Genomic DNA, 21,411 nt, shown 5'->3' on the forward strand with positions numbered 1-21,411 from the left:
AGACCCTCCCGTACGAAGGAAGACACCACGTGAACCGGTACGACGAGACGGCGCCCGCCCCCGAGGAGCGGATCGTCGGCGCCGCGGCCGAGGGCGACGACCAGGCCGTCGAGGCCGCCCTGCGTCCCAAGGACCTCGGCGAGTTCATCGGCCAGGAGAAGGTCCGCCAGCAGCTCGACCTCGTCCTCAAGGCCGCCCGCCAGCGCGGCGCCACCGCCGACCACGTGCTGCTCTCCGGCGCCCCCGGCCTCGGCAAGACCACCCTGTCGATGATCATCGCCGCGGAGATGAACGCGCCGATCAGGATCACCTCCGGCCCCGCCATCCAGCACGCCGGCGACCTCGCCGCGATCCTCTCCTCCCTCCAGGAGGGCGAGATCCTCTTCCTCGACGAGATCCACCGGATGTCCCGGCCCGCCGAGGAGATGCTCTACATGGCGATGGAGGACTTCCGCGTCGACGTCATCGTCGGCAAGGGCCCCGGCGCCACCGCCATCCCCCTCGACCTGCCGCCCTTCACCCTGGTCGGCGCCACCACCCGGGCCGGACTGCTGCCGCCGCCGCTCCGCGACCGCTTCGGCTTCACCGCCCACATGGAGTTCTACGAGCCGCACGAGCTGGAGCGGGTCGTGACCCGCTCGGCCGGACTCCTCGACGTGGAGATCGACCCCGCCGGCGCCGCCGAGATCGCCGGCCGCTCCCGCGGCACCCCCCGCATCGCCAACCGGCTGCTGCGCCGCGTCCGCGACTACGCCCAGGTGAAGGCCGACGGAGTGGTCACCCGCGAGATCGCCGCCGCCGCCCTCGGCGTGTACGAGGTGGACGGCCGCGGCCTCGACCGCCTCGACCGGGCCGTCCTCGAAGCCCTGCTGAAGCTCTTCGGCGGCGGCCCCGTCGGCCTGTCCACCCTCGCCGTCGCCGTGGGGGAGGAGCGCGAGACCGTCGAGGAGGTCGCCGAACCCTTCCTCGTACGGGAGGGCCTGCTGGCCCGCACCCCCCGCGGCCGGGTCGCCACGCCCGCCGCGTGGGCCCACCTCGGACTGGTTCCGCCGCAGGCGGCGGGCCCGGCCGGAGCGCCCGGAGCAGCGGGATCGGGACAACCGGGGCTGTTCGGTCCCTGAGACCGCTGTGACGGGTGGTGACGGCGCGGAGTCTCGCCCGACCAGGAACCACGGTGCCATGCTGGGCGTTGTTCCATCGATGCGGACTCGCCTAGACTCCGCCGATGCCGCCCTTTCTGGTCGGCGTACCCACCCCCGAAGATCAGGCCGCGGGTTCTCCGTGACCGTGCGAAGGATTTCCGTCCCGTGAATAACATCGGCATGCTCCTCCCCTTCATCGTGCTCATCGGGGCGATGTTCCTGATGACCCGCTCCGCCAAGAAGAAGCAGCAGCAGGCCGCGGAGATGCGCAACCAGATGCAGCCCGGCACCGGCGTACGCACGATCGGGGGAATGTACGCCACCGTCAAGGAGATCCAGGACGAGACCGTCCTCCTGGAGGTCGCGCCCGGCGTGCACGCCGTCTACGCGAAGAACGCGATCGGCGCGGTCCTCGACGACGCCGAGTACAACCGGATCGTCCACGGTGACGACGAGACCGAGGCCGACGCGGAGACCGTCGTCCCGGACGACGCCTCCTCTCTGACCGAGGCCGCCGGCACCGACGCCCCCAAGGCCGATCTGACGAAGAAGTCGGACGCGGCCGAGGCCGAGGTCGAGAAGGACGGCAAGGCCGACGGCGAGACCGAGGCGAAGTAAGTCGCACCCGGCACCGCGGCCCACGCCCGACCGGCGTGGCCGCGGTGCCGGGGACGGTCCGACGTCTGCGGGGGACGGTCCCCACACACACTTCGTGGCCTCCGTGCGCCCACCCGGCGCCCGGACGGTTTGACAGGGAGAAACGACAGGTGGCAGCACCGAAGAAGGGCCGAAGGCCGGTGGGGGGACAGAGCCGGCCGGGCCGCGCCCTGGCACTCATCCTCATCGCCATGGTCGCGCTCACCGGCGGCATGTTCTGGTCGGGGCACACCACCCCGCGCCTCGGCATCGACCTCGCCGGCGGCACGTCGATCACGCTCAAGGCCAAGGCCGAGCCCGGCCAGGAGTCCGCGGTCAACGAGACCAACATGAACACGGCGGTCGGCATCATCGAGCGCCGCGTCAACGGTCTCGGCGTCTCCGAGGCCGAGGTCCAGACGCAGGGCCGCGAGAACATCATCGTCAACATCCCCAAGGGGACGAACGAGAAGCAGGCCCGCGAGCAGGTCGGCACCACCGCCCAGCTCTACTTCCGGCCCGTGCTGACGGTCGCGGCCGCCGCGCCGGAGACCGCGCCGACGGCGACCCCCTCGGGTTCGGCCACGCCGAAGCCGTCCGCCTCCGCCTCGGTGGGCGAGAAGAAGCCGGCCACGCCGACCGCCACCGCCTCCACCCAGGGCCGCGCCCTCTCCGAGGCCCTCAAGGCCCCGAACGCCACCGGCACGCCCACCCCCACCGGCTCCGCCTCCGGCACGCCGAAGGCGAGCGCCACGCCGAAGCCGAGCGGCACCCCGCAGGCGACCCCGTCCGCGGACGCGTCCACCGCCGCGCTCCAGCAGAAGTTCGCCTCCCTGAACTGCCTGGACCCCAAGCAGCGCGCCGCCGCCGCGGCGGGCACCAAGCCGACCGACACCATCGTCGCCTGCGGCAAGAACGCGATCGACCAGTGGGAGAAGTACCTCCTCGGTCCCGCCGAGGTCGAGGGCCGTGACGTCGACGACGCCAAGGCCGCCATCGACCAGCAGACCGGCCAGTGGATCGTGGACATGGAGTTCACGGACGCCGGCTCGAAGAAGTTCCAGTCGATCACCAGCAAGCTCTCGCAGCAGGCCGAGCCGCAGAACCAGTTCGCGATCGTCCTCGACGGCGAGGTCGTCTCGGCGCCCCGCGTCCAGACCACGCTGAGCGCCAACGCGCAGATCTCCGGCAGCTTCAACCAGCAGTCCGCCCAGGACCTCGGCAACATCCTCGCCTACGGTGCCCTGCCGCTCTCCTTCGACACCCAGAGCGTCGACACCGTCACCGCCGCCCTCGGCGGCGAGCAGCTGGAGGCCGGTCTCATCGCCGGCGCCATCGGCCTCGCCCTGGTCGTCATCTACCTGGTGGTCTACTACCGCGGCCTGTCGTTCATCGCGATCCTCAGCCTCGGCGTCTCCGCCCTGCTCACCTACGTGATCATGGCCCTGCTCGGCCCCGCCATCGGCTTCGCGCTGAACCTGCCGGCCGTCTGCGGCGCCATCGTCGCCATCGGCATCACCGCGGACTCGTTCATCGTCTACTTCGAGCGCATCCGCGACGAGATCCGCGAGGGCCGCACCCTCCGCCCGGCCGTCGAGCGCGCCTGGCCGCGCGCCCGCCGCACCATCCTGGTCTCCGACTTCGTGTCGTTCCTGGCCGCGGCCGTGCTCTTCATCGTCACCGTCGGCAAGGTCCAGGGCTTCGCGTTCACGCTCGGCCTGACCACCCTGCTCGACGTCGTCGTGGTGTTCCTCTTCACCAAGCCGGTGATGACCCTGCTCGCCCGCACGAAGTTCTTCGGCAACGGCCACAAGCTGTCCGGCCTGGACCCGAAGAGCCTCGGCGCCAAGCCGCCGCTGCGCCGTACCCGCCGTACCGCCCCCGCCGCCGGCGCCGCCGGCGCCGTCGAACCGAAGGAGGCGTGAGATGTCGAAGCTCGGCGATCTCGGCGCCCGGCTCCACCGCGGTGAGGTCGGCTACGACTTCATCGGCAACCGCAAGATCTGGTACGGCCTCTCCGTCCTGATCACCATCACGGCCATCGTCGCCCTGGCCGTCCGCGGCCTCAACATGGGCATCGAGTTCCAGGGCGGCGCCGTCTTCACCACCCCGAAGACGGACGTCACCGTCAGCCAGGCCACGGAGTACGCGGAGGAGGCCTCCGGCCACGACGCGATCGTCCAGCAGCTCGGCAACGGCTCGCTGCGCATCCAGGTCGGCGGCCTCGACACCGAGCAGTCCGACAAGGTCCGCACCCAGCTGGCCGAGGACCTGAACCTCCCCGAGGACAAGATCGCCGCCGAGCTGGTCGGCCCCAGCTGGGGCGAGCAGATCGCCAACAAGGCGTGGACCGGCCTCGGCGTCTTCATGATCCTCGTGGTGATCTACCTGGCCATCGCCTTCGAGTGGAGAATGGCCGTGGCGGCGCTGATCGCGCTGATTCACGACCTCACCATCACCGTCGGCATCTACTCGCTGGTGGGCTTCGAGGTCACGGTCGGCACGGTGATCGGTCTGCTGACCATCCTCGGTTACTCGCTGTACGACACGGTCGTCGTCTTCGACTCCCTCAAGGAACAGACGAAGGACCTCACGAAGCAGACCCGCTTCACCTACAGCGAGATGGCCAACCGCTCGATCAACGGCACCCTGGTCCGCTCCATCAACACCACCGTCGTGGCGCTGCTGCCCGTCGCGGGCCTGCTCTTCATCGGCGGCGGCGTCCTCGGCGCCGGCATGCTGAACGACATCTCGCTGTCGCTCTTCGTCGGTCTGGCCGCCGGTGCCTACTCCTCGATCTTCATCGCCACCCCGCTCGTCGCCGACCTCAAGGAGCGCGAGCCGGCGGTGAAGGCGCTGAGGAAGCGCGTCCTGGCCAAGCGCGCCGCCGCCGCCCGCGGCGAGGACGGCCCGGACGCGGCCGAGGCCGCCGTGGTCGGCCCGCGCGCCGCCCGCCGGGGCCGCGCCGAGGAGCGCCGCGGATGACGGCCGGGACCCAGGACGTGACCGGCCTGCTGCTCAGCCGGATCCGTGACGTCCCCGACTACCCGAAGCCGGGCGTGCTGTTCAAGGACATCACCCCGCTGCTCGCGGACCCGGAGGCGTTCACCGCCCTCACCGACGCCCTCGCCGCCCTCTGCTCCGCGCAGGGCGCGACGAAGATCGTCGGCCTGGAGGCCCGCGGCTTCATCCTCGCCGCGCCGGTCGCCGTCCGCGCGGGCCTGGGCTTCGTCCCGGTCCGCAAGGCCGGCAAGCTGCCCGGGGCCACGCTCCGGCAGGCGTACGAGCTGGAGTACGGCACCGCCGAGATCGAGGTGCACGCCGAGGACCTGGCCGCGGGCGACCGCGTCATGGTCATCGACGACGTCCTCGCCACCGGCGGCACCGCCGAGGCATCCCTCGAACTGATCCGCCGCGCGGGCGCCGAGGTCGCGGGCGTCGCGGTCCTCATGGAGCTGGGCTTCCTCCCGGGCCGGGCCCGCCTGGAGCCCGCCCTCCGGGGCGCTCCGCTCACCGCGCTCCTCACCGTCTGAGGCACCCGTCCGGAAGGGATCCATCGGATTCCGGCCAAGGGCGCCCCGGGAATTCCCGGGGCGCCCTTCGCGTTTGCCCCGGTACGTCCCCGGAAGGGGCCGGGGAGGCGTCCCCTCGGGCCCCGTCCGTCCCCCGGGCACGTGAGCACGGGGCGTCATGGCTCGATACGATGGCCTTTCCGGGCCTGACCGGGGGACCCGGAACCTCCCCCAGACCCCGTCCGGGGGGACCCCAGAGGAGCGCTCTTTGCCAGACGAGGCCCAGTCACTCTCCGCCGCGCAGCCCGACCCCCAGGCCGACCGGGCCGCGCAGGGGACCGGCACGCCCCAGGACAAGCCCGCGGAGACCAGGCCCAAGCCTGCTGCGCCCGCTCCCGCACCGGCCCCCGCGCCCGCCCGCTCCGGCGGCTCCTCCAACCGGGTGCGCGCCCGCCTCGCCCGGCTCGGCGTGCAGCGCTCGTCGCCGTACAACCCGGTCCTCGAACCCCTGCTGCGGATCGTCCGCTCCAACGACCCCAAGATCGAAACGGCGACTTTGCGCCAGATCGAGCGGGCCTACCAGGTCGCGGAGCGCTGGCACCGCGGCCAGAAGCGCAAGAGCGGCGACCCGTACATCACCCACCCGCTCGCCGTCACCACCATCCTCGCCGAGCTCGGCATGGACCCGGCGACGCTGATGGCCGGCCTCCTCCACGACACCGTCGAGGACACCGAGTACGGCCTGGAGGACCTCCGCCGCGACTTCGGCGACCAGGTCACGCTCCTCGTCGACGGCGTCACCAAGCTCGACAAGGTCCGGTTCGGCGAGGCCGCGCAGGCCGAGACCGTCCGCAAGATGGTCGTCGCCATGGCCAAGGACCCGCGCGTCCTGGTCATCAAGCTCGCCGACCGCCTGCACAACATGCGCACCATGCGCTACCTCAAGCGGGAGAAGCAGGAGAAGAAGGCCCGCGAGACCCTGGAGATCTACGCCCCGCTGGCCCACCGGCTGGGCATGAACACCATCAAGTGGGAGCTGGAGGACCTCGCCTTCGCGATCCTCTACCCCAAGATGTACGACGAGATCGTCCGGCTCGTCGCCGAGCGCGCCCCCAAGCGGGACGAGTACCTCGCCATAGTGACCGACGAGGTCCAGGCCGACCTGCGCGCCGCCCGCATCAAGGCGACCGTCACCGGCCGCCCCAAGCACTACTACAGCGTCTACCAGAAGATGATCGTCCGCGGCCGGGACTTCGCGGAGATCTACGACCTGGTCGGCATCCGCGTCCTCGTGGACACCGTCCGCGACTGCTACGCGGCCCTCGGCACCGTCCACGCGCGATGGAACCCGGTCCCCGGCCGGTTCAAGGACTACATCGCGATGCCGAAGTTCAACATGTACCAGTCGCTGCACACGACGGTCATCGGCCCCAACGGCAAGCCCGTCGAGCTGCAGATCCGCACCTTCGACATGCACCGGCGCGCCGAGTACGGCATCGCCGCCCACTGGAAGTACAAGCAGGAGGCCGTCGCCGGCGCCTCCAAGGTGCGCACCGACGTGCCGAAGAAGACCGGCAAGGACGACCACCTCAACGACATGGCGTGGCTGCGCCAGCTGCTCGACTGGCAGAAGGAGACCGAGGACCCGGGCGAGTTCCTGGAGTCCCTCCGCTTCGACCTCTCGCGCAACGAGGTCTTCGTCTTCACGCCCAAGGGCGACGTCATCGCGCTGCCCGCCGGCGCCACCCCCGTCGACTTCTCCTACGCCGTCCACACCGAGGTCGGCCACCGCACGATAGGCGCGCGGGTGAACGGGCGGCTCGTACCGCTCGAATCCACCCTCGACAACGGCGACCTGGTCGAGGTCTTCACCTCCAAGGCCCCCGGCGCCGGCCCCTCCCGCGACTGGCTGGGCTTCGTCAAGTCCCCGCGCGCCCGCAACAAGATCCGCGCCTGGTTCTCCAAGGAGCGCCGGGACGAGGCCATCGAGCAGGGCAAGGACGCCATCGCGCGGGCCATGCGCAAGCAGAACCTGCCGATCCAGCGGATCCTCACCGGCGACTCCCTCGTCACCCTCGCCCACGAGCTGCGCTACAACGACATCTCCTCGCTGTACGCGGCGATCGGCGAGGGCCACGTCACCGCCCAGTCCATCGTGCAGAAACTGGTGCAGGCGCTCGGCGGGGAGGAGGCCGCCACCGAGGACATCGAGGAGGCCGCCCCGCCCACCCGCGGCCGCTCCAAGCGGCGCTCCAACGCCGACCCGGGCGTCGTCGTCAAGGGCGTCGAGGACGTGTGGGTCAAGCTGGCCCGCTGCTGCACCCCCGTGCCCGGCGACCCGATCATCGGCTTCGTCACCCGCGGCAGCGGCGTCTCCGTCCACCGCAGCGACTGCGTCAACGTCGAGTCGCTCTCCCGGGAGCCGGAGCGGATCCTGGAGGTCGAGTGGGCCCCGACCCAGTCCTCGGTCTTCCTGGTCGCCATCCAGGTCGAGGCGCTGGACCGCTCCCGGCTCCTTTCCGACGTCACCCGGGTCCTCTCGGACCAGCACGTCAACATCCTCTCGGCGGCCGTCCAGACCTCCCGCGACCGGGTGGCCACCTCCCGCTTCACCTTCGAGATGGGCGACCCCAAGCACCTGGGCCACGTCCTCAAGGCGGTCCGGGGCGTGGAGGGCGTGTACGACGTCTACCGCGTGACGAGCGCGCGGCGCCCGTAGCCGGACGCGCGAGAAGGGCCCCCGGCGGGTGCCGGGGGCCCTTCTCGCGCTCGTGCGGGCGGGGTCTCAGCCGCCGAACTCCTGGAGGCCCTTCAGGGCCTGGTCCAGGAGGGCCTGGCGGCCTTCGAGCTCCTTGGTGAGCTTGTCGGCCTTGGCGTCGTTGCCGGCCGCGCGGGCGGCGTCGATCTGCCGGCGCAGCTTGTCGACGGCGTCCTGGAGCTGACCGGTCAGACCCGCGGCACGCGCGCGTGCCTCCGGGTTGGTCCGGCGCCACTCGGCCTCCTCGGCCTCCTGGATCGCCCGCTCCACCGCGTGCATCCGGCCCTCGACCTTCGGACGGGCGTCGCGCGGCACGTGGCCGATGGCCTCCCAGCGCTCGTTGACGGCGCGGAAGGCGGCGCGGGCGGCCTTCAGGTCCGTCACCGGGAGCAGCTTCTCCGCCTCGGCGGCGAGCTCCTCCTTCAGCTTGAGGTTCTCGGTCTGCTCCGCGTCGCGCTCGGCGAAGACCTCGGACCGGGCCGCGAAGAAGACGTCCTGGGCGCCGCGGAAGCGGTTCCACAGGTCGTCCTCGTGCTCGCGCTGCGCCCGGCCGGCGGCCTTCCAGTCGGCCATCAGCTCGCGGTAGCGGGCCGCGGTCGCACCCCAGTCGGTGGAGTTCTGCAGCGCCTCGGCCTCGGCGACCAGGCGCTCCTTGACCTTCCGGGCGTCCTCGCGCTGCGCGTCGAGCTGGGCGAAGTGGGCCTTGCGGCGCTTGGAGAAGGCCGAGCGGGCGTGCGAGAAGCGGTGCCACAGCTCGTCGTCGGACTTGCGGTCGAGCCGGGGAAGGCCCTTCCAGGTGTCCACGAGCGACCGCAGCCGCTCGCCGGCGGCCCGCCACTGCTCGCTCTGCGCCAGCTCCTCCGCCTCGGCGACCAGCGCCTCCTTGGCGGAACGCGCCTCGTCGGCCTGCTTGGCCTTCTGCGCCTTGCGCTCCTCGCGGCGCGACTCCACCGACTCCGCGAGCTTGTCCAGACGGGCGGCGAGCGCGGCCAGGTCGCCGACGGCGTGGTGCTCGTCGACCTGCTGCCGGATGTGCTCGATCGCCGTCTGGGCGTCCTTCGCCGAGAGGTCGGTGGTCTTCACCCGCTTCTCGAGGAGGCCGATCTCGACAACCAGGCCCTCGTACTTGCGCTCGAAGTAGGCCAGCGCCTCCTCGGGGGTGCCCGCCTGCCAGGATCCGACGACCTTCTCACCCTCGGCCGTCCGCACGTACACGGTGCCCGTCTCGTCGACACGGCCCCACGGGTCGCTGCTCACAGCGCCTCCTCACCATGATGCCCTCGTCGGGTGGTGACCCCCGGGCATCGTCCACAGTTTCTGGGCGGGCCTCGCCCGCCTTCCGCCGCGCGGCCGACGGATCGGACCACGCTGCACAACGCCAATCTAGGCGAACGGCGGCCCGGCTGTCCGCACTCAGCGCGACCGAAATTCCACGGTCACGCGGGTGCGGACCTCCGGACCGCCGTCCACGGAGCGCCCCGCCTCACTTCGCGGTGACGGTCGCCTTCTCGATGGTGACCGGCTTCTTGGGAGCGCCGTCGCCCTGGCCGCCCTCGGCCCCGGCCGCGCCGACCTTCTGCACCGCCGCCAGGCCGGCCGCGTCGATCGTGCCGAAGGGGGTGTACTGCGGCGGCAGCTTCGAGTCCTTGTAGACGAGGAAGAACTGCGAGCCGCCGGTGCCCGGCTGCCCGGTGTTGGCCATGGCGACCGTGCCCGCCTTGTACGTGACCTTGCCGTCGGCGCCGGGCTTGCCCAGGGCGCCGAGGTTCTCGTCCGGGATGGTGTAGCCGGGGCCGCCCATGCCGGTGCCCTCGGGGTCGCCGCACTGGAGCACGAAGATCCCGGCGGTGGTGAGCCGGTGGCACTTCGTGCCGTCGAAGTACTTCTTGTCGGCGAGGTGCTTGAAGGAGTTCACCGTGCGCGGGGTCTTCGCCGCGTCCATGGAGACGGTGATGTCGCCCTCGTTGGTCTTGAGGGCCATGGCGTACGTGCCCTTGGCCTCGATGCTCATCGCCGGCTCGCCGGAGGCCGTCTCCTCGGTGTTCTTGGAGTCGTTCCCGAGCAGCTGCACGGAGCCGTACACCGCGCCGCCGGCGGCCAGCACCACCGCCAGCGAGGCCGCGATCACGATGTTGCGGCGTTTGGCCTTGCGCTGGGCCTCGGCCCGCCGCTGCTGCTGCCGCGCGTACTTGTCCCTGGCGAGCTGCCGCCGCCGCTGATCGCTGGTGACCACCGGGTCCGCTCCTTGTCGGTCGTGTGTTCCTGTCCTGGCCGGATGTGCCCGTACCGTATACGGGTTGGCTGTGGAATACGCACCGCCGGTAGGCTCTGATCTGCTGCATTCCGCAAAGCCGCAGCCATCTGCCGGACGACACAGAAGGACGATCGTGCTGATTGCCGGGTTCCCCGCCGGGGCCTGGGGCACCAACTGCTACGTGGTCGCCCCCGCCGCAGGCGAGGAGTGCGTCATCGTCGACCCGGGCCACCAGGCCGCCCAGGGAGTCGAGGAGACGCTGAGGAAGCATCGGCTCAAGCCCGTCGCGGTGGTCCTCACCCATGGCCACATCGACCACGTGGCCTCCGTCGTCCCGGTCTGCGGCGCCCATGACGTACCCGCGTGGATCCACCCCGCCGACCGGTACATGATGAGCGACCCGGAGAAGGCCCTCGGCCGCTCCATCGGGATGCCCCTCATGGGCGAGCTGACCGTGGGCGAGCCGGACGACGTGCACGAGCTCACCGACGGCGCCGCGCTGAACCTCGCCGGCCTGGAGTTCTCCGTCGCGCACGCCCCCGGCCATACCAAGGGGTCGGTGACCTTCCGGACGCCGGAGACCCCGGAGGTCCCCTCCGTGCTCTTCTCCGGCGACCTGCTGTTCGCCGGCTCCATCGGCCGCACCGACCTGCCCGGCGGCGACATGGCCGAGATGCTCGAATCGCTGACCCGCGTGGTCCTGCCGCTCGACAACTCGACCGTCGTCCTGTCCGGCCACGGTCCCCAGACGACCATCGGCCAGGAGCGCGCCACCAACCCGTATCTGCGGCAGGTGGCCTCCGGCCTCGGGAGCGAGGACGCTCCCCGACGAGGAATGTGACGAGACCTTCGTGAGCACCTTTCAGGCCCCCAAGGGCACGTACGACCTGATCCCCCCGCGCTCCGCCGTCTTCCTGGCGGTCCGCGACACGATCGCCACCCAGGTGAGGAACGCCGGCTACGGCTACGTCGAGACCCCCGGCTTCGAAGACGTGAACCTCTTCGCCCGCGGCGTCGGCGAGTCCACCGACATCGTCACCAAGGAGATGTACACCCTCACCACGAAGGGCGGCGACCAGCTCGCCCTCCGCCCCGAGGGCACCGCCTCCGTGCTGCGCGCGGCCCTCCAGGCCAACCTGCACAAGCAGGGCAACCTGCCGGTCAAGCTCTGGTACTCGGGCTCGTACTACCGCTACGAGCGGGCGCAGGCCGGCCGCTACCGCCACTTCTCGCAGGTCGGCGCCGAGGCGATCGGCGCCGAGGACCCGGCGCTCGACGCCGAGCTGATCATCCTGGCCGACCAGGCGTACCGGTCCCTCGGCCTGCGCCAGTACCGCATCCTGCTGAACTCGCTCGGCGACAAGGAGTGCCGCCCCGTCTACCGCGAGGCCCTGCAGACCTTCCTGCGCGGCCTCGACCTCGACGAGGAGACCCTGCGCCGCGCCGAGATCAACCCGCTGCGGGTCCTCGACGACAAGCGCGCCGACGTGCAGAAGCAGCTCGTCGACGCGCCGCTGCTCCGCGACTACCTGTGCGACGCCTGCAAGGCGTACCACGAGCAGGTCCGCGAGCTGATCACCGCCGCCGGCGTGGTCTTCGAGGACGACCCCAAGCTGGTCCGCGGCCTCGACTACTACACCCGGACCACCTTCGAGTTCGTCCACGACGGCCTCGGCTCCCAGTCCGCGGTCGGCGGCGGCGGCCGCTACGACGGCCTCTCCGAGATGATCGGCGGCCCCGCCCTGCCGTCCGTCGGCTGGGCCCTCGGCGTCGACCGGACCGTCCTCGCCCTGGAGGCGGAGGGCGTCGAGCTCGACCTGCCCGCCCCCACCAGCGTCTTCGCGGTGGCCCTCGGCGAGGAGGCGCGCCGCGTCCTCTTCGGCAAGGTCACCGAGCTGCGCCGGGCCGGCGTCGCCGCCGACTTCTCCTTCGGCGGCAAGGGCCTCAAGGGCTCGATGAAGGACGCCAACCGCTCCGGCGCCCGCCTCGCCCTCGTCGCGGGCGAGCGCGACCTCGCCGAGGGAGTGGTCCAGCTCAAGGACATGGAGTCCGGCGAGCAGCGGGCGGTCGCCCTGGACGGCGTCCTGGACGCGGTCCGCGAGCTGCTCGGCTGACGGCACGCGCCCGGAAGGGCCCGGTCCGCCCCGTGCGGCCGGGCCCTTCCTTATCTCCCGCGAACGGTGCGGACACGGCCCCGTGTTGCAGAATGGCCCTGCCCAGACGGACGCGAACGAGGGAAAAGGCGACATGGCGAAGGCAGCGGTGGACGGCGTCGCGTCCGACCGGGACGGGGCCGGGGACGACCGGATCGGCACCGCCGGCACGATCGGCGCGAGCAGGGGCCTCGCCTGGCTCCTGGTGATCACCGGGGCGGCCGGACTGCTCGCCGCCTGGGTGATCACCCTCGACAAGTTCAAGCTCCTGGAGGACCCGAACTTCGTCCCCGGGTGCAGCCTCAACCCCATCGTGTCCTGCGGGAACATCATGAAGAGCGAGCAGGCCTCGGTCTTCGGCTTCCCCAACCCCATGCTCGGCCTGGTCACCTACGGCATGGTGATCGCCATCGGCGTCGCCCTCCTCGCCGGCGCCCGCTACCGCCGCTGGTACTGGCTCGGCCTCAACGCCGGCACCCTCTTCGGCGTCGGCTTCTGCACCTGGCTCATGCAGCAGTCCCTGTACGAGATCAACTCGCTCTGCCTGTGGTGCTGCCTCGCCTGGGTCGCCACCATCGTCATGTTCTGGTACGTGACCTCGCACAACGTCCGCCGCGGGGTGATCCCGGCCCCGGCCGGCCTGCGGACCTTCTTCGCCGAGTTCACCTGGGTCCTGCCCGTCCTGCACATCGGGATCATCGGCATGCTGGTCCTGACCCGCTGGTGGGACTTCTGGACGAGCTGACCGGCGGCCCCCGGCCTGTCGGTGGCGTGACCTAGGCTTCATGGACGTGGAGCCCGACCTCTTTACCGCAGCCGCCGAAGAACGCCAGGAGAAGGACCCGTCCAGCAGCCCGCTGGCGGTCCGGATGCGCCCCCGCACCCTCGACGAGGTGGTGGGCCAGCGCCACCTGCTCAAGCCCGGCTCGCCGCTGCGGCGGCTCGTCGGGGAGGGCACCGGCCCCGCCGGCGCCTCCTCGGTGATCCTCTGGGGCCCGCCCGGCATCGGCAAGACCACCCTCGCGTACGTGGTCTCCAAGGCCACCGACAAGCGCTTCGTCGAGCTCTCCGCGATCACCGCAGGCGTCAAGGAGGTCCGGGCCGTCATCGACGGCGCTCGCCGCGCCTCCGGCGGCTACGGCAAGGAGACCGTCCTCTTCCTCGACGAGATCCACCGCTTCTCCAAGGCCCAGCAGGACTCGCTGCTGCCCGCCGTCGAGAACCGCTGGGTCACCCTCATCGCCGCCACCACCGAGAACCCGTACTTCTCGGTGATCTCCCCGCTCCTCTCCCGCTCCCTGCTCCTCACCCTGGAGCCGCTCACCGACGAGGACCTCAGCGGCCTCATGGACCGGGCCGTCACCGAGGAGCGCGGCCTCGGCGGCGCCGTCGACCTCCACGACGACGCCCGCGCCCACCTGCTGCGGATCGCCGGCGGCGACGCCCGGCGCGCCCTCACCGCCCTGGAGGCCGCCGCCGGCGGCGCCCTCGCCAAGGGCGAGCGGGAGATCACCCTCCAGACCGTCGAGGAGGCCGTCGACCGCGCGGCCGTGACGTACGACCGGGACGGCGACCAGCACTACGACGTCGCCAGCGCCCTCATCAAGTCCATCCGCGGCTCCGACGTCGACGCGGCCCTGCACTACCTGGCCCGCATGATCGAGGCGGGGGAGGACCCCCGCTTCATCGCCCGCCGCCTGATGATCTCCGCGAGCGAGGACATCGGCCTCGCCGACCCGCAGGCGCTGCCGCTCGCCGTCGCCGCCGCCCAGGCCGTCGCCATGATCGGCTTCCCCGAGGCGGCCCTCACCCTCAGCCACGCCACCATCGCCCTCGCCCTGGCCCCGAAGTCGAACGCGGCGACCAACGCGATCTTCGCCGCCCGCGAGGACGTCCGGAACGGCCTCGCCGGCCCCGTCCCGGCCCACCTGCGCGACGGCCACTACAAGGGCGCCGCCAAGCTCGGCCACGCCCAGGGGTACGTCTACCCGCACGACGTGCCCGGCGCGATCGCCGCCCAGCAGTACGCCCCCGACGCCCTCCGCGGCAAGCGGTACTACGAGCCCACCCGCTACGGCGCCGAGGCCCGCTACGCGGAGGTGGTGGAGAAGGTCCGCGAGCGCCTGAAGGGCGACGGCGGCTGACCCGCCCCCCCCCGGCGGACACGCCCCCGGTCGGTGGCGCTCCGCGGAGCCGGTACACTGGTCCGGATAGCTGCGTCCCGTGTCCGGCCCCGGCCGGCGCCACCAGAGCGGGACAGTCAGCCGGAGACCCGGCCTCCGGGCCAGGTTTCCAGGAGCGTCGCGCACCTTCGAATGGTGTCGCGTGCCACCCACCACCCCCCGGGTTCCCGGGACCGGCGGTGGGTCGTTCGCGTGCTGCACGTACGTGCCCAGACCGGGAAGCGGCTGCCCGACAGGTCCCTCACGGGGCCCGGCGGGTTTTCCCGGCTGCGGATTGCGACCTCCGTAACCACTGGTGAAGCCGTATTCGTTCAGATAGAGAGGTTGGTTCATGGCGAACCAGGCCCGCCCCAAGGTCAAGAAGTCGCGTGCCCTCGGCATCGCGCTGACGCCGAAGGCCGTCAAGTACTTCGAGGCCCGTCCCTACCCGCCGGGCGAGCACGGCCGCGGCCGCAAGCAGAACTCGGACTACAAGGTCCGTCTGCTCGAGAAGCAGCGTCTGCGTGCCCAGTACGACATCAGCGAGCGCCAGATGGCGCGCGCCTACGACCGCGCCAAGAAGGCCGAGGGCAAGACGGGCGAGGCGCTGGTCGTCGAGCTCGAGCGCCGTCTCGACGCCCTGGTCCTGCGTTCGGGCATCGCCCGCACCATCTACCAGGCCCGCCAGATGGTCGTCCACGGCCACATCCAGGTCAACGGCCAGAAGGTCGACAAGCCGTCCTTCCGCGTCCGTCCCGACGACGTCGTGATGGTCCGCGAGAAGTCCCGCGCCAAGACCCTCTTCCAGGTCGCCCGCGAGGGTGGCTTCGCCCCCGACGGCGAGACCCCGCGCTACCTCCAGGTCAACCTGAAGGCCCTGGCCTTCCGCCTGGACCGCGAGCCGAACCGCAAGGAGATCCCGGTCATCTGCGACGAGCAGCTGGTCGTCGAGTACTACGCCCGCTGATCCAGCGGCCGGGGGAACCCCACCCCCGCGGTGCTCAGCCCGCCGCTTCCCCGCCCTTTCCGGTGGGGGAGCCGGCGGGCTTCCGCGTTCCCGGCACCACCGGCGGACGCGCGGTGCGGAACGGCCGAGGCGCCGCCGCCCCCGGCCGCCCGTCCGTGACCGCGCCCGGCCGGCCGGCCACCGCCCGCTCCACCGTCTCGTCCAGCGCGAGCCCCTGCCCCAGTCGGAACGCCTCCTCGTACCGCTCGCCGCCCAGCTCCTCCACCGCCCGCCCGGCGCACAGCACCCGCGGCCCGTCGAAGGAGGCCGACCCGAAGCGGTGGATCCCCACCGCGTCCCACATCGGCAGCGCCGCGCCCTGGAGCACCGCCGCCTCCACCGGATCGCCCTCGCTCATCGTCACCAGCGCGAGCAGCTCCACCGCCAGCACGACCCCCACCAGGTCGCGGAAGAGGTGGTTGATCGTCAGGCACTCCACCAGCAGCTCCCGCGCCTCCGGCAGCGCGTCCCGCGTCCACGCCGAGTACGCCAGCACGTAGAGCGCGTACGCCCGGGTCCAGCGCTCGCCGCGCTCCTCGCAGACCTCCCGCACCTCCCGGCAGATCGCCGTCGCGCCCTCCAGATCGCCCTGGAACGCCCGCGCCATCGCCAGCTCCACCTGGCCCATCAGCACGTTGCTGTTCAGCTCGCCGAGCTCCCCGTACGCGTCCAGGGCCGTGCCGAGCAGCTCCTCGGCGCGCGGGAAGTCGTCCGAGAGCAGCGCCAGACAGCCCATCCGGTGCGTCGCGTACGCCTCCGCCAGCCGGTTCCGCGAGGACCGCGCCCGCTCCCGGCAGGTGTGCAGCGCCGCCACGGCCGCCGTCGTGTCGCCCTGGAGGATCGCCACGTAACCGAGCACCCAGAGCGCCTTCAGCCGCGCCTCCTCGTGCCCCGACTCCAGCGCCACCGCCCGCTCCAGCCAGTGCCGCCCCTCCGAGAGGCGCCCGCACCCCACCCACGCGAACCACAGCGTGCCCGCCAGGTGCTGGGCCAGGTGCGCGTCCTCCGGCAGCTCCAGGCAGACGTCGAGCGCCGCCCGCAGGTTCGGCAGCGCCGCGTCCGTCCGCACCGCCACCTCCGCCTGCCGGGGGCTGAACCACTCCAGCTCGCACCAGGTCGCCAGGCCCATGTACCAGTCCCGGTGCCGCCGCCGCATCCGCTCGGTGTCGCCGAGCGCCGCCAGCCACTCCGCCCCGTACGCCGCCACCGTGTCCAGCATCCGGTAGCCCGGCCCCGCGGGCGTGTCCTCGCGGATCACCAGCGACTGCGCGAGCAGACCGCCCAGCAGGTCGAGGACCGCCTCCTGCGGCAGGTCCGGCCCGCAGCACACGTACTCCACGGCCTCCAGGTCGAACGGCCCGGCGAAGACCGACAGGCGCGCCCACAGCAGCCGCTCGCCGGGGGTGCACAGCTCGTGGCTCCAGCCGATCGCGGTGCGCAGCGTCTGGTGGCGGGGGAGGACCCCCCGCCCGCCGTCGCCGAGGAGCCGGAAGCGGTCGTCCAGCCGGGCCAGCAGCTGCTCCACCGACAGCAGCGGCAGCCGTCCGGCGGCCAGTTCGAGCGCGAGCGGGATCCCGTCGAGCCGCCGGCACAGCTCCCGTACGGCCCGGTCGTCCGCGAGCGCGGGCGCGCCCGCTCCGGCCGCCCGCTCGGCGAGCAGCGCGAGCGCGTCCGGCTCGTCCATCGGCGCCAGCGTCAGCACCGCCTCGCCGGGGATCCGCAGCGGCCGCCGGCCGGCGGCCAGCACGGTCAGCCCCGGGGCCGCCGCGAGCAGGTCCCGGACGAGCGGGGCGCAGACCTCCACCAGGTGCTCGAAGCCGTCGAGCACGAGCAGCAGCCGGCGCTCGGCCAGGTGCTCCAGCAGCACCTGGCGCGGCGCGCGGAGCGTGTGGTCGGTCAGGCCGAGCGCCTCCACCAGGGCGTGCTCGACCAGGCCGGGGTCGCGCAGCGGCGCCAGCTCCGCGAGCCGCACCTCCTCGCCGGAGCGTTTCTGCACCGCGCCCGCGACCTTCAGGGCGAGCCGGGTCTTGCCGACCCCGCCCACGCCCAGGACCGTGACGAGGCGTGACGAGGCCAGGAGCGCGGCCAGTTCGGCCCGCTCGCCGGCCCGTCCCACGAACCGGTTGAGCTCCGCGGGAAGATTGCTGCGTCGCATGGGACACGGAGCGTACTCACCCGCGCGCGCTCCGTACAATCCGATCGCGCAACTCCCGGCCCGCGGGCGGTAATGCGGTACGGCGTCCCAGCCCCGGCGCGATAGGCTCGGGGAACGACTTTTCGCAGGACCCCAACGACCGATGACGACAGCAGAGAGCGGTGCGCAGTGACCGGTGGAGAGGTTGCCGGGATCCTGGTGGCCGTGTTCTGGGCGATCCTCGTCTCCTTCCTCGCCGTGGTGCTGGCGAGGCTGGCGCAGACGCTCAGGGCGACCACCAAGCTGGTGGCGGACGTGACCGAACAGGCCGTCCCCCTGCTCGCCGACGCGTCGGCGACGGTCCGCTCGGCACAGACCCAGCTCGACCGGGTCGACGCCATCGCCTCCGACGTCCAGGAGGTCACCGCCAACGCCTCCGCGCTCTCGACGACCGTCGCCTCCACCTTCGGCGGCCCGCTCGTCAAGGTCGCCGCGTTCGGCTACGGGGTCCGACGGGCGCTCGGCCGCGAGCGGTCCCGCGAGGAGGCGCCGCCCGCCGGCGGGCGGCGTACCGTGATCGTCGGCCGTACCGTGCCCACCGCACGGCGCCGGAAGCAGAAGGGCTGAGCCGCGATGTTCCGCCGCACGTTCTGGTTCACGGCCGGCGCAGCCGCCGGCGTCTGGGCCACCACCAAGGTCAACCGCAAGATCCAGCAGCTGACCCCCGAGAGCCTCGCGGCGCAGGCCGCGAACAAGGCGATCGACGCCGGCCACCGGCTCAAGGACTTCGCCCTCGACGTGAGGGCGGGCATGGTCCAGCGGGAGGCCGAGCTGGGCGAGGCGCTCGGCCTCGACGCACCGCCCCCCGCGGACCGGGAGCTCCCGCCGTCCCGTCGCCGGGCCGCCCTCGGCCCCACCCCGCACAAGACCACGACCACGTTTTCGTCCCGCACGATCTCGTACAACCGGAATGAGGACCACTGATGGAGTCGGCTGAAATCCGCCGCCGCTGGCTGAGCTTCTTCGAGGAGCGCGGGCACACCGTCGTCCCTTCGGCGTCGCTCATCGCGGACGACCCGACTCTGCTGCTCGTCCCCGCCGGCATGGTGCCCTTCAAGCCCTACTTCCTGGGTGAGGTCAAGCCGCCCTTCACGCGCGCCTCCAGCGTGCAGAAGTGCGTGCGCACGCCCGACATCGAAGAGGTCGGCAAGACCACCCGGCACGGCACCTTCTTCCAGATGTGCGGCAACTTCTCCTTCGGCGACTACTTCAAGGAAGGCGCCATCAAGCTCGCCTGGGAGCTGCTGACCACCCCGGTGGAGCACGGCGGCTACGGGCTTGAGCCGGAGAAGCTCTGGATCACCGTCTACCTGGAGGACGACGAGGCCGAGCGCATCTGGCGCGACGTCGTCGGCGTCCCCGCCGAGCGCATCCAGCGCCTCGGCAAGAAGGACAACTACTGGTCCATGGGCGTCCCCGGCCCGTGCGGCCCGTGCTCCGAGATCAACTACGACCGCGGCCCCGAGTTCGGCGTCGAGGGCGGCCCGGCCGTCAACGACGAGCGGTACGTGGAGATCTGGAACCTGGTCTTCATGCAGTACGAGCGCGGCGAGGGCTCCGGCAAGGAGGACTTCCCGATCCTCGGCGAGCTGCCGTCGAAGAACATCGACACGGGCCTCGGCCTGGAGCGCCTGGCGATGATCCTCCAGGGCGTCCAGAACATGTACGAGACGGACACCCTCAAGGTCGTCATCGACAAGGCCACCGAGCTCACCGGCGTCGCCTACGGCAAGGCCCACGACAGCGACGTCTCGCTGCGCGTGGTCGCCGACCACATGCGCACCTCGGTCATGCTCATCGGCGACGGCGTCACCCCGGGCAACGAGGGCCGCGGCTACGTGCTCCGCCGCATCATGCGCCGCGCCGTCCGCAACATGCGCCTGCTCGGCGCCACCGGCCCGGTCGTCGGCGAGCTCGTCGACACGGTCATCAAGACCATGGGCGAGCAGTACCCGGAGCTGGAGACCGACCGCAAGCGGATCGAGACGGTCGCCCTCGCCGAGGAGGCCGCGTTCCTCAAGGCCCTCAAGGGCGGCACCAACATCCTCGACACCGCCGTCACCGAGACCAAGGCCGCCGGCGGCACCGTCCTCGCCGGCGAGAAGGCCTTCCTGCTCCACGACACCTGGGGCTTCCCGATCGACCTCACCCTGGAGATGGCCGCCGAGCAGGGCCTCTCCGTGGACGAGGCCGGCTTCCGCCGCCTGATGCAGGAGCAGCGGGAGCGCGCCAAGGCCGACGCCAAGGCCAAGAAGACCGGCCACGCCGACGTCTCCGCCTACCGCGAGATCGCCGACACCTCCGGCGCCACCCAGTTCACCGGCTACACCAACACCGAGGGCGAGTCCACGGTCGTCGGCCTCCTGGTGAACGGCGTCCCGTCGCCGGCCGCCTCCGAGGGCGACGAGGTCGAGGTCGTCCTCGACCGCACCCCCTTCTACGCCGAGGGCGGCGGCCAGCTCGCCGACCAGGGCCGCATCAAGCTGCACTCCGGTGCCGTGATCGAGGTCCGCGACGTGCAGCAGCCGGTCCCCGGCGTCTCGGTGCACAAGGGCTCCGTGCAGGTCGGCGAGGTGACCGTGGGCTCCACCGCCTACACCACCATCGACGTGCGCCGCCGCCGGGCCATCGCCCGCGCCCACTCGGCCACCCACCTCACCCACCAGGCGCTGCGCGACGCCCTCGGCCCGACGGCCGCCCAGGCCGGTTCCGAGAACTCGCCCGGCCGCTTCCGCTTCGACTTCGGCTCGCCGAACGCCGTCCCCGGCACGGTCCTCACCGACGTCGAGCAGAAGATCAACGAGGTGCTCGCCCGCGAGCTCGACGTGCACGCCGAGGTCATGCCGATCGACGAGGCCAAGCGCCAGGGCGCCATCGCCGAGTTCGGCGAGAAGTACGGCGAGCAGGTCCGCGTCGTCACCATCGGCGACTTCTCCAAGGAGCTGTGCGGCGGCACGCACGTCCACAACACCGCCCAGCTGGGTCTGGTGAAGCTGCTCGGCGAGTCCTCCATCGGCTCGGGCGTGCGCCGCATCGAGGCCCTCGTCGGTGTCGACGCGTACAACTTCCTCGCCCGCGAGCACACGGTCGTCGCCCAGCTCCAGGAGCTGGTCAAGGGCCGCTCGGAGGAGCTGCCGGAGAAGATCGCCGCCATGCTCGGCAAGCTGAAGGACGCCGAGAAGGAGATCGAGAAGTTCCGCGCGGAGAAGGTCCTCCAGGCCGCCGCCGGACTGGTCGACTCCGCCAAGGACGTGCGGGGCGTCGCCCTGGTCACCGGCCAGGTCCCGGACGGCACCGGCGCCGACGACCTGCGCAAGCTGGTCCTCGACGTGCGCGGCCGCATCCCGTCCGACCGCCCGGCCGTCGTGGCCCTGTTCACCACGGCCAACGGCAAGCCGCTCACGGTCATCGCCACCAACGAGGCCGCCCGCGAGCGCGGCCTCAAGGCCGGCGAGCTGGTCCGCACCGCCGCCAAGACCCTCGGCGGCGGCGGTGGCGGCAAGCCGGACGTCGCCCAGGGCGGCGGCCAGAACCCGGAGGCCGTCGGCGAGGCCATCGCCGCCGTCGAGCGCCTGGTCGTGGAAACCGCGTGAC

Annotated in this window: 17 protein-coding genes; 14 read left to right on the forward strand and 3 right to left on the reverse strand. The window is 72.0% G+C overall.

Annotation, left to right across the window (positions count from 1 at the left end; translation table 11 throughout):
- The first annotated feature begins 29 nt into the window (after positions 1 to 29).
- From ruvB to AB0E83_RS21570, 6 genes are all read left to right on the forward strand, one after another.
- On the forward strand, positions 30 to 1,121 hold the full coding sequence (ruvB, locus tag AB0E83_RS21545; protein ID WP_362114035.1) for a Holliday junction branch migration DNA helicase RuvB: 1,092 nt from the start codon (positions 30 to 32) through the stop codon (positions 1,119 to 1,121).
- 201 nt (positions 1,122 to 1,322) lie between these two features.
- Positions 1,323 to 1,760, forward strand: a complete 438-nt coding sequence (yajC, locus tag AB0E83_RS21550; RefSeq protein ID WP_362114102.1) for a preprotein translocase subunit YajC — start codon at positions 1,323 to 1,325, stop codon at positions 1,758 to 1,760.
- Positions 1,761 to 1,909: 149 nt separating this feature from the next.
- Entirely contained in the window at positions 1,910 to 3,703 is a 1,794-nt protein-coding gene (secD, locus tag AB0E83_RS21555) for a protein translocase subunit SecD (protein WP_362114038.1), read from the forward strand.
- 1 nt (position 3,704) lies between these two features.
- The gene (gene secF, locus AB0E83_RS21560) at positions 3,705 to 4,763 is read left to right on the forward strand and encodes a protein translocase subunit SecF (protein WP_362114041.1); all 1,059 of its coding nucleotides are present in this window, start codon (positions 3,705 to 3,707) and stop codon (positions 4,761 to 4,763) included.
- Positions 4,760 to 5,311, forward strand: a complete 552-nt coding sequence (locus tag AB0E83_RS21565; RefSeq protein WP_362114044.1) for an adenine phosphoribosyltransferase — start codon at positions 4,760 to 4,762, stop codon at positions 5,309 to 5,311. The genes secF and AB0E83_RS21565 overlap by 4 nt, the downstream gene beginning before the upstream one ends.
- 247 nt (positions 5,312 to 5,558) lie before the next feature.
- Positions 5,559 to 8,009: a bifunctional (p)ppGpp synthetase/guanosine-3',5'-bis(diphosphate) 3'-pyrophosphohydrolase gene (locus tag AB0E83_RS21570; protein ID WP_362114047.1), complete on the forward strand. Its 2,451-nt coding sequence runs from the start codon at positions 5,559 to 5,561 to the stop codon at positions 8,007 to 8,009.
- 66 nt (positions 8,010 to 8,075) lie between these two features.
- Here AB0E83_RS21570 and AB0E83_RS21575 read toward each other — a convergent pair whose 3' ends face one another.
- Both AB0E83_RS21575 and AB0E83_RS21580 read right to left on the reverse strand, forming a co-directional pair.
- Positions 8,076 to 9,305 (reverse strand): DUF349 domain-containing protein, encoded by a 1,230-nt coding sequence (locus AB0E83_RS21575; protein ID WP_362114050.1) that lies wholly within the window; start codon positions 9,303 to 9,305, stop codon positions 8,076 to 8,078.
- A 226-nt stretch (positions 9,306 to 9,531) separates the two neighbouring features.
- On the reverse strand, positions 9,532 to 10,281 hold the full coding sequence (locus tag AB0E83_RS21580; RefSeq protein ID WP_362114053.1) for a peptidylprolyl isomerase: 750 nt from the start codon (positions 10,279 to 10,281) through the stop codon (positions 9,532 to 9,534).
- Positions 10,282 to 10,435: 154 nt separating this feature from the next.
- On the opposite strand from AB0E83_RS21580, the gene AB0E83_RS21585 reads away from it, so the two are divergent.
- The 5 genes from AB0E83_RS21585 (at position 10,436) to rpsD (ending at position 15,584) form a co-directional block, all read left to right on the forward strand.
- Positions 10,436 to 11,143 (forward strand): MBL fold metallo-hydrolase, encoded by a 708-nt coding sequence (locus AB0E83_RS21585; protein WP_362114056.1) that lies wholly within the window; start codon positions 10,436 to 10,438, stop codon positions 11,141 to 11,143.
- 10 nt (positions 11,144 to 11,153) lie between these two features.
- Complete coding sequence (gene hisS / locus AB0E83_RS21590; RefSeq protein ID WP_362114059.1) at positions 11,154 to 12,416, forward strand: histidine--tRNA ligase; 1,263 nt, start codon at positions 11,154 to 11,156, stop codon at positions 12,414 to 12,416.
- 133 nt (positions 12,417 to 12,549) lie between these two features.
- A complete protein-coding gene (locus AB0E83_RS21595) occupies positions 12,550 to 13,200 on the forward strand; it encodes a vitamin K epoxide reductase family protein (protein WP_362114062.1) in 651 nt (216 codons plus the stop codon).
- A gap of 46 nt (positions 13,201 to 13,246) precedes the next feature.
- Positions 13,247 to 14,599, forward strand: a complete 1,353-nt coding sequence (locus AB0E83_RS21600) for a replication-associated recombination protein A (protein WP_362114105.1) — start codon at positions 13,247 to 13,249, stop codon at positions 14,597 to 14,599.
- 370 nt (positions 14,600 to 14,969) lie between these two features.
- A complete protein-coding gene (gene rpsD / locus AB0E83_RS21605) occupies positions 14,970 to 15,584 on the forward strand; it encodes a 30S ribosomal protein S4 (RefSeq protein ID WP_362114065.1) in 615 nt (204 codons plus the stop codon).
- A gap of 34 nt (positions 15,585 to 15,618) precedes the next feature.
- On the opposite strand, the gene AB0E83_RS21610 is transcribed toward rpsD, so the two are convergent.
- Positions 15,619 to 17,778: a regulator gene (locus AB0E83_RS21610; RefSeq protein ID WP_362114068.1), complete on the reverse strand. Its 2,160-nt coding sequence runs from the start codon at positions 17,776 to 17,778 to the stop codon at positions 15,619 to 15,621.
- 168 nt (positions 17,779 to 17,946) lie between these two features.
- Here AB0E83_RS21610 and AB0E83_RS21615 point away from each other — a divergent pair, with 168 nt between their 5' ends.
- The 3 genes from AB0E83_RS21615 to alaS are packed head-to-tail and all read left to right on the forward strand — an operon-like array spanning position 17,947 to position 21,410.
- Positions 17,947 to 18,384, forward strand: coding sequence for a DUF948 domain-containing protein (locus tag AB0E83_RS21615; protein WP_362114071.1), 438 nt, complete (start codon positions 17,947 to 17,949; stop codon positions 18,382 to 18,384).
- Between the two features lie 6 nt (positions 18,385 to 18,390).
- Positions 18,391 to 18,741, forward strand: a complete 351-nt coding sequence (locus AB0E83_RS21620) for a DUF6167 family protein (protein ID WP_362114074.1) — start codon at positions 18,391 to 18,393, stop codon at positions 18,739 to 18,741.
- Positions 18,741 to 21,410, forward strand: a complete 2,670-nt coding sequence (alaS, locus tag AB0E83_RS21625) for an alanine--tRNA ligase (protein WP_362114077.1) — start codon at positions 18,741 to 18,743, stop codon at positions 21,408 to 21,410. Before AB0E83_RS21620 ends, alaS begins: the two co-directional genes overlap by 1 nt.
- Position 21,411: the final 1 nt, after the last annotated feature.

Source organism: Streptomyces sp. NPDC035033 (genome assembly GCF_040636735.1).
Lineage (GTDB): Bacteria > Actinomycetota > Actinomycetes > Streptomycetales > Streptomycetaceae > Streptomyces.

Bases quoted from the DNA above. Each gene is read 5' to 3' on its own strand.
- yajC (WP_362114102.1), top strand. From the start codon at position 1,323: ATGCTCCTCCCCTTCATCGTGCTCATCGGGGCGATGTTCCTGATGACC.
- secF (WP_362114041.1), top strand. From the start codon at position 3,705: ATGTCGAAGCTCGGCGATCTCGGCGCCCGGCTCCACCGCGGTGAGGTC.
- alaS (WP_362114077.1), top strand. From the start codon at position 18,741: ATGGAGTCGGCTGAAATCCGCCGCCGCTGGCTGAGCTTCTTCGAGGAG.
- AB0E83_RS21565 (WP_362114044.1), top strand. From the start codon at position 4,760: ATGACGGCCGGGACCCAGGACGTGACCGGCCTGCTGCTCAGCCGGATC.
- AB0E83_RS21595 (WP_362114062.1), top strand. From the start codon at position 12,550: ATGGCGAAGGCAGCGGTGGACGGCGTCGCGTCCGACCGGGACGGGGCC.
- rpsD (WP_362114065.1), top strand. From the start codon at position 14,970: ATGGCGAACCAGGCCCGCCCCAAGGTCAAGAAGTCGCGTGCCCTCGGC.
- AB0E83_RS21610 (WP_362114068.1), bottom strand. From the start codon at position 17,778: ATGCGACGCAGCAATCTTCCCGCGGAGCTCAACCGGTTCGTGGGACGG.
- AB0E83_RS21620 (WP_362114074.1), top strand. From the start codon at position 18,391: ATGTTCCGCCGCACGTTCTGGTTCACGGCCGGCGCAGCCGCCGGCGTC.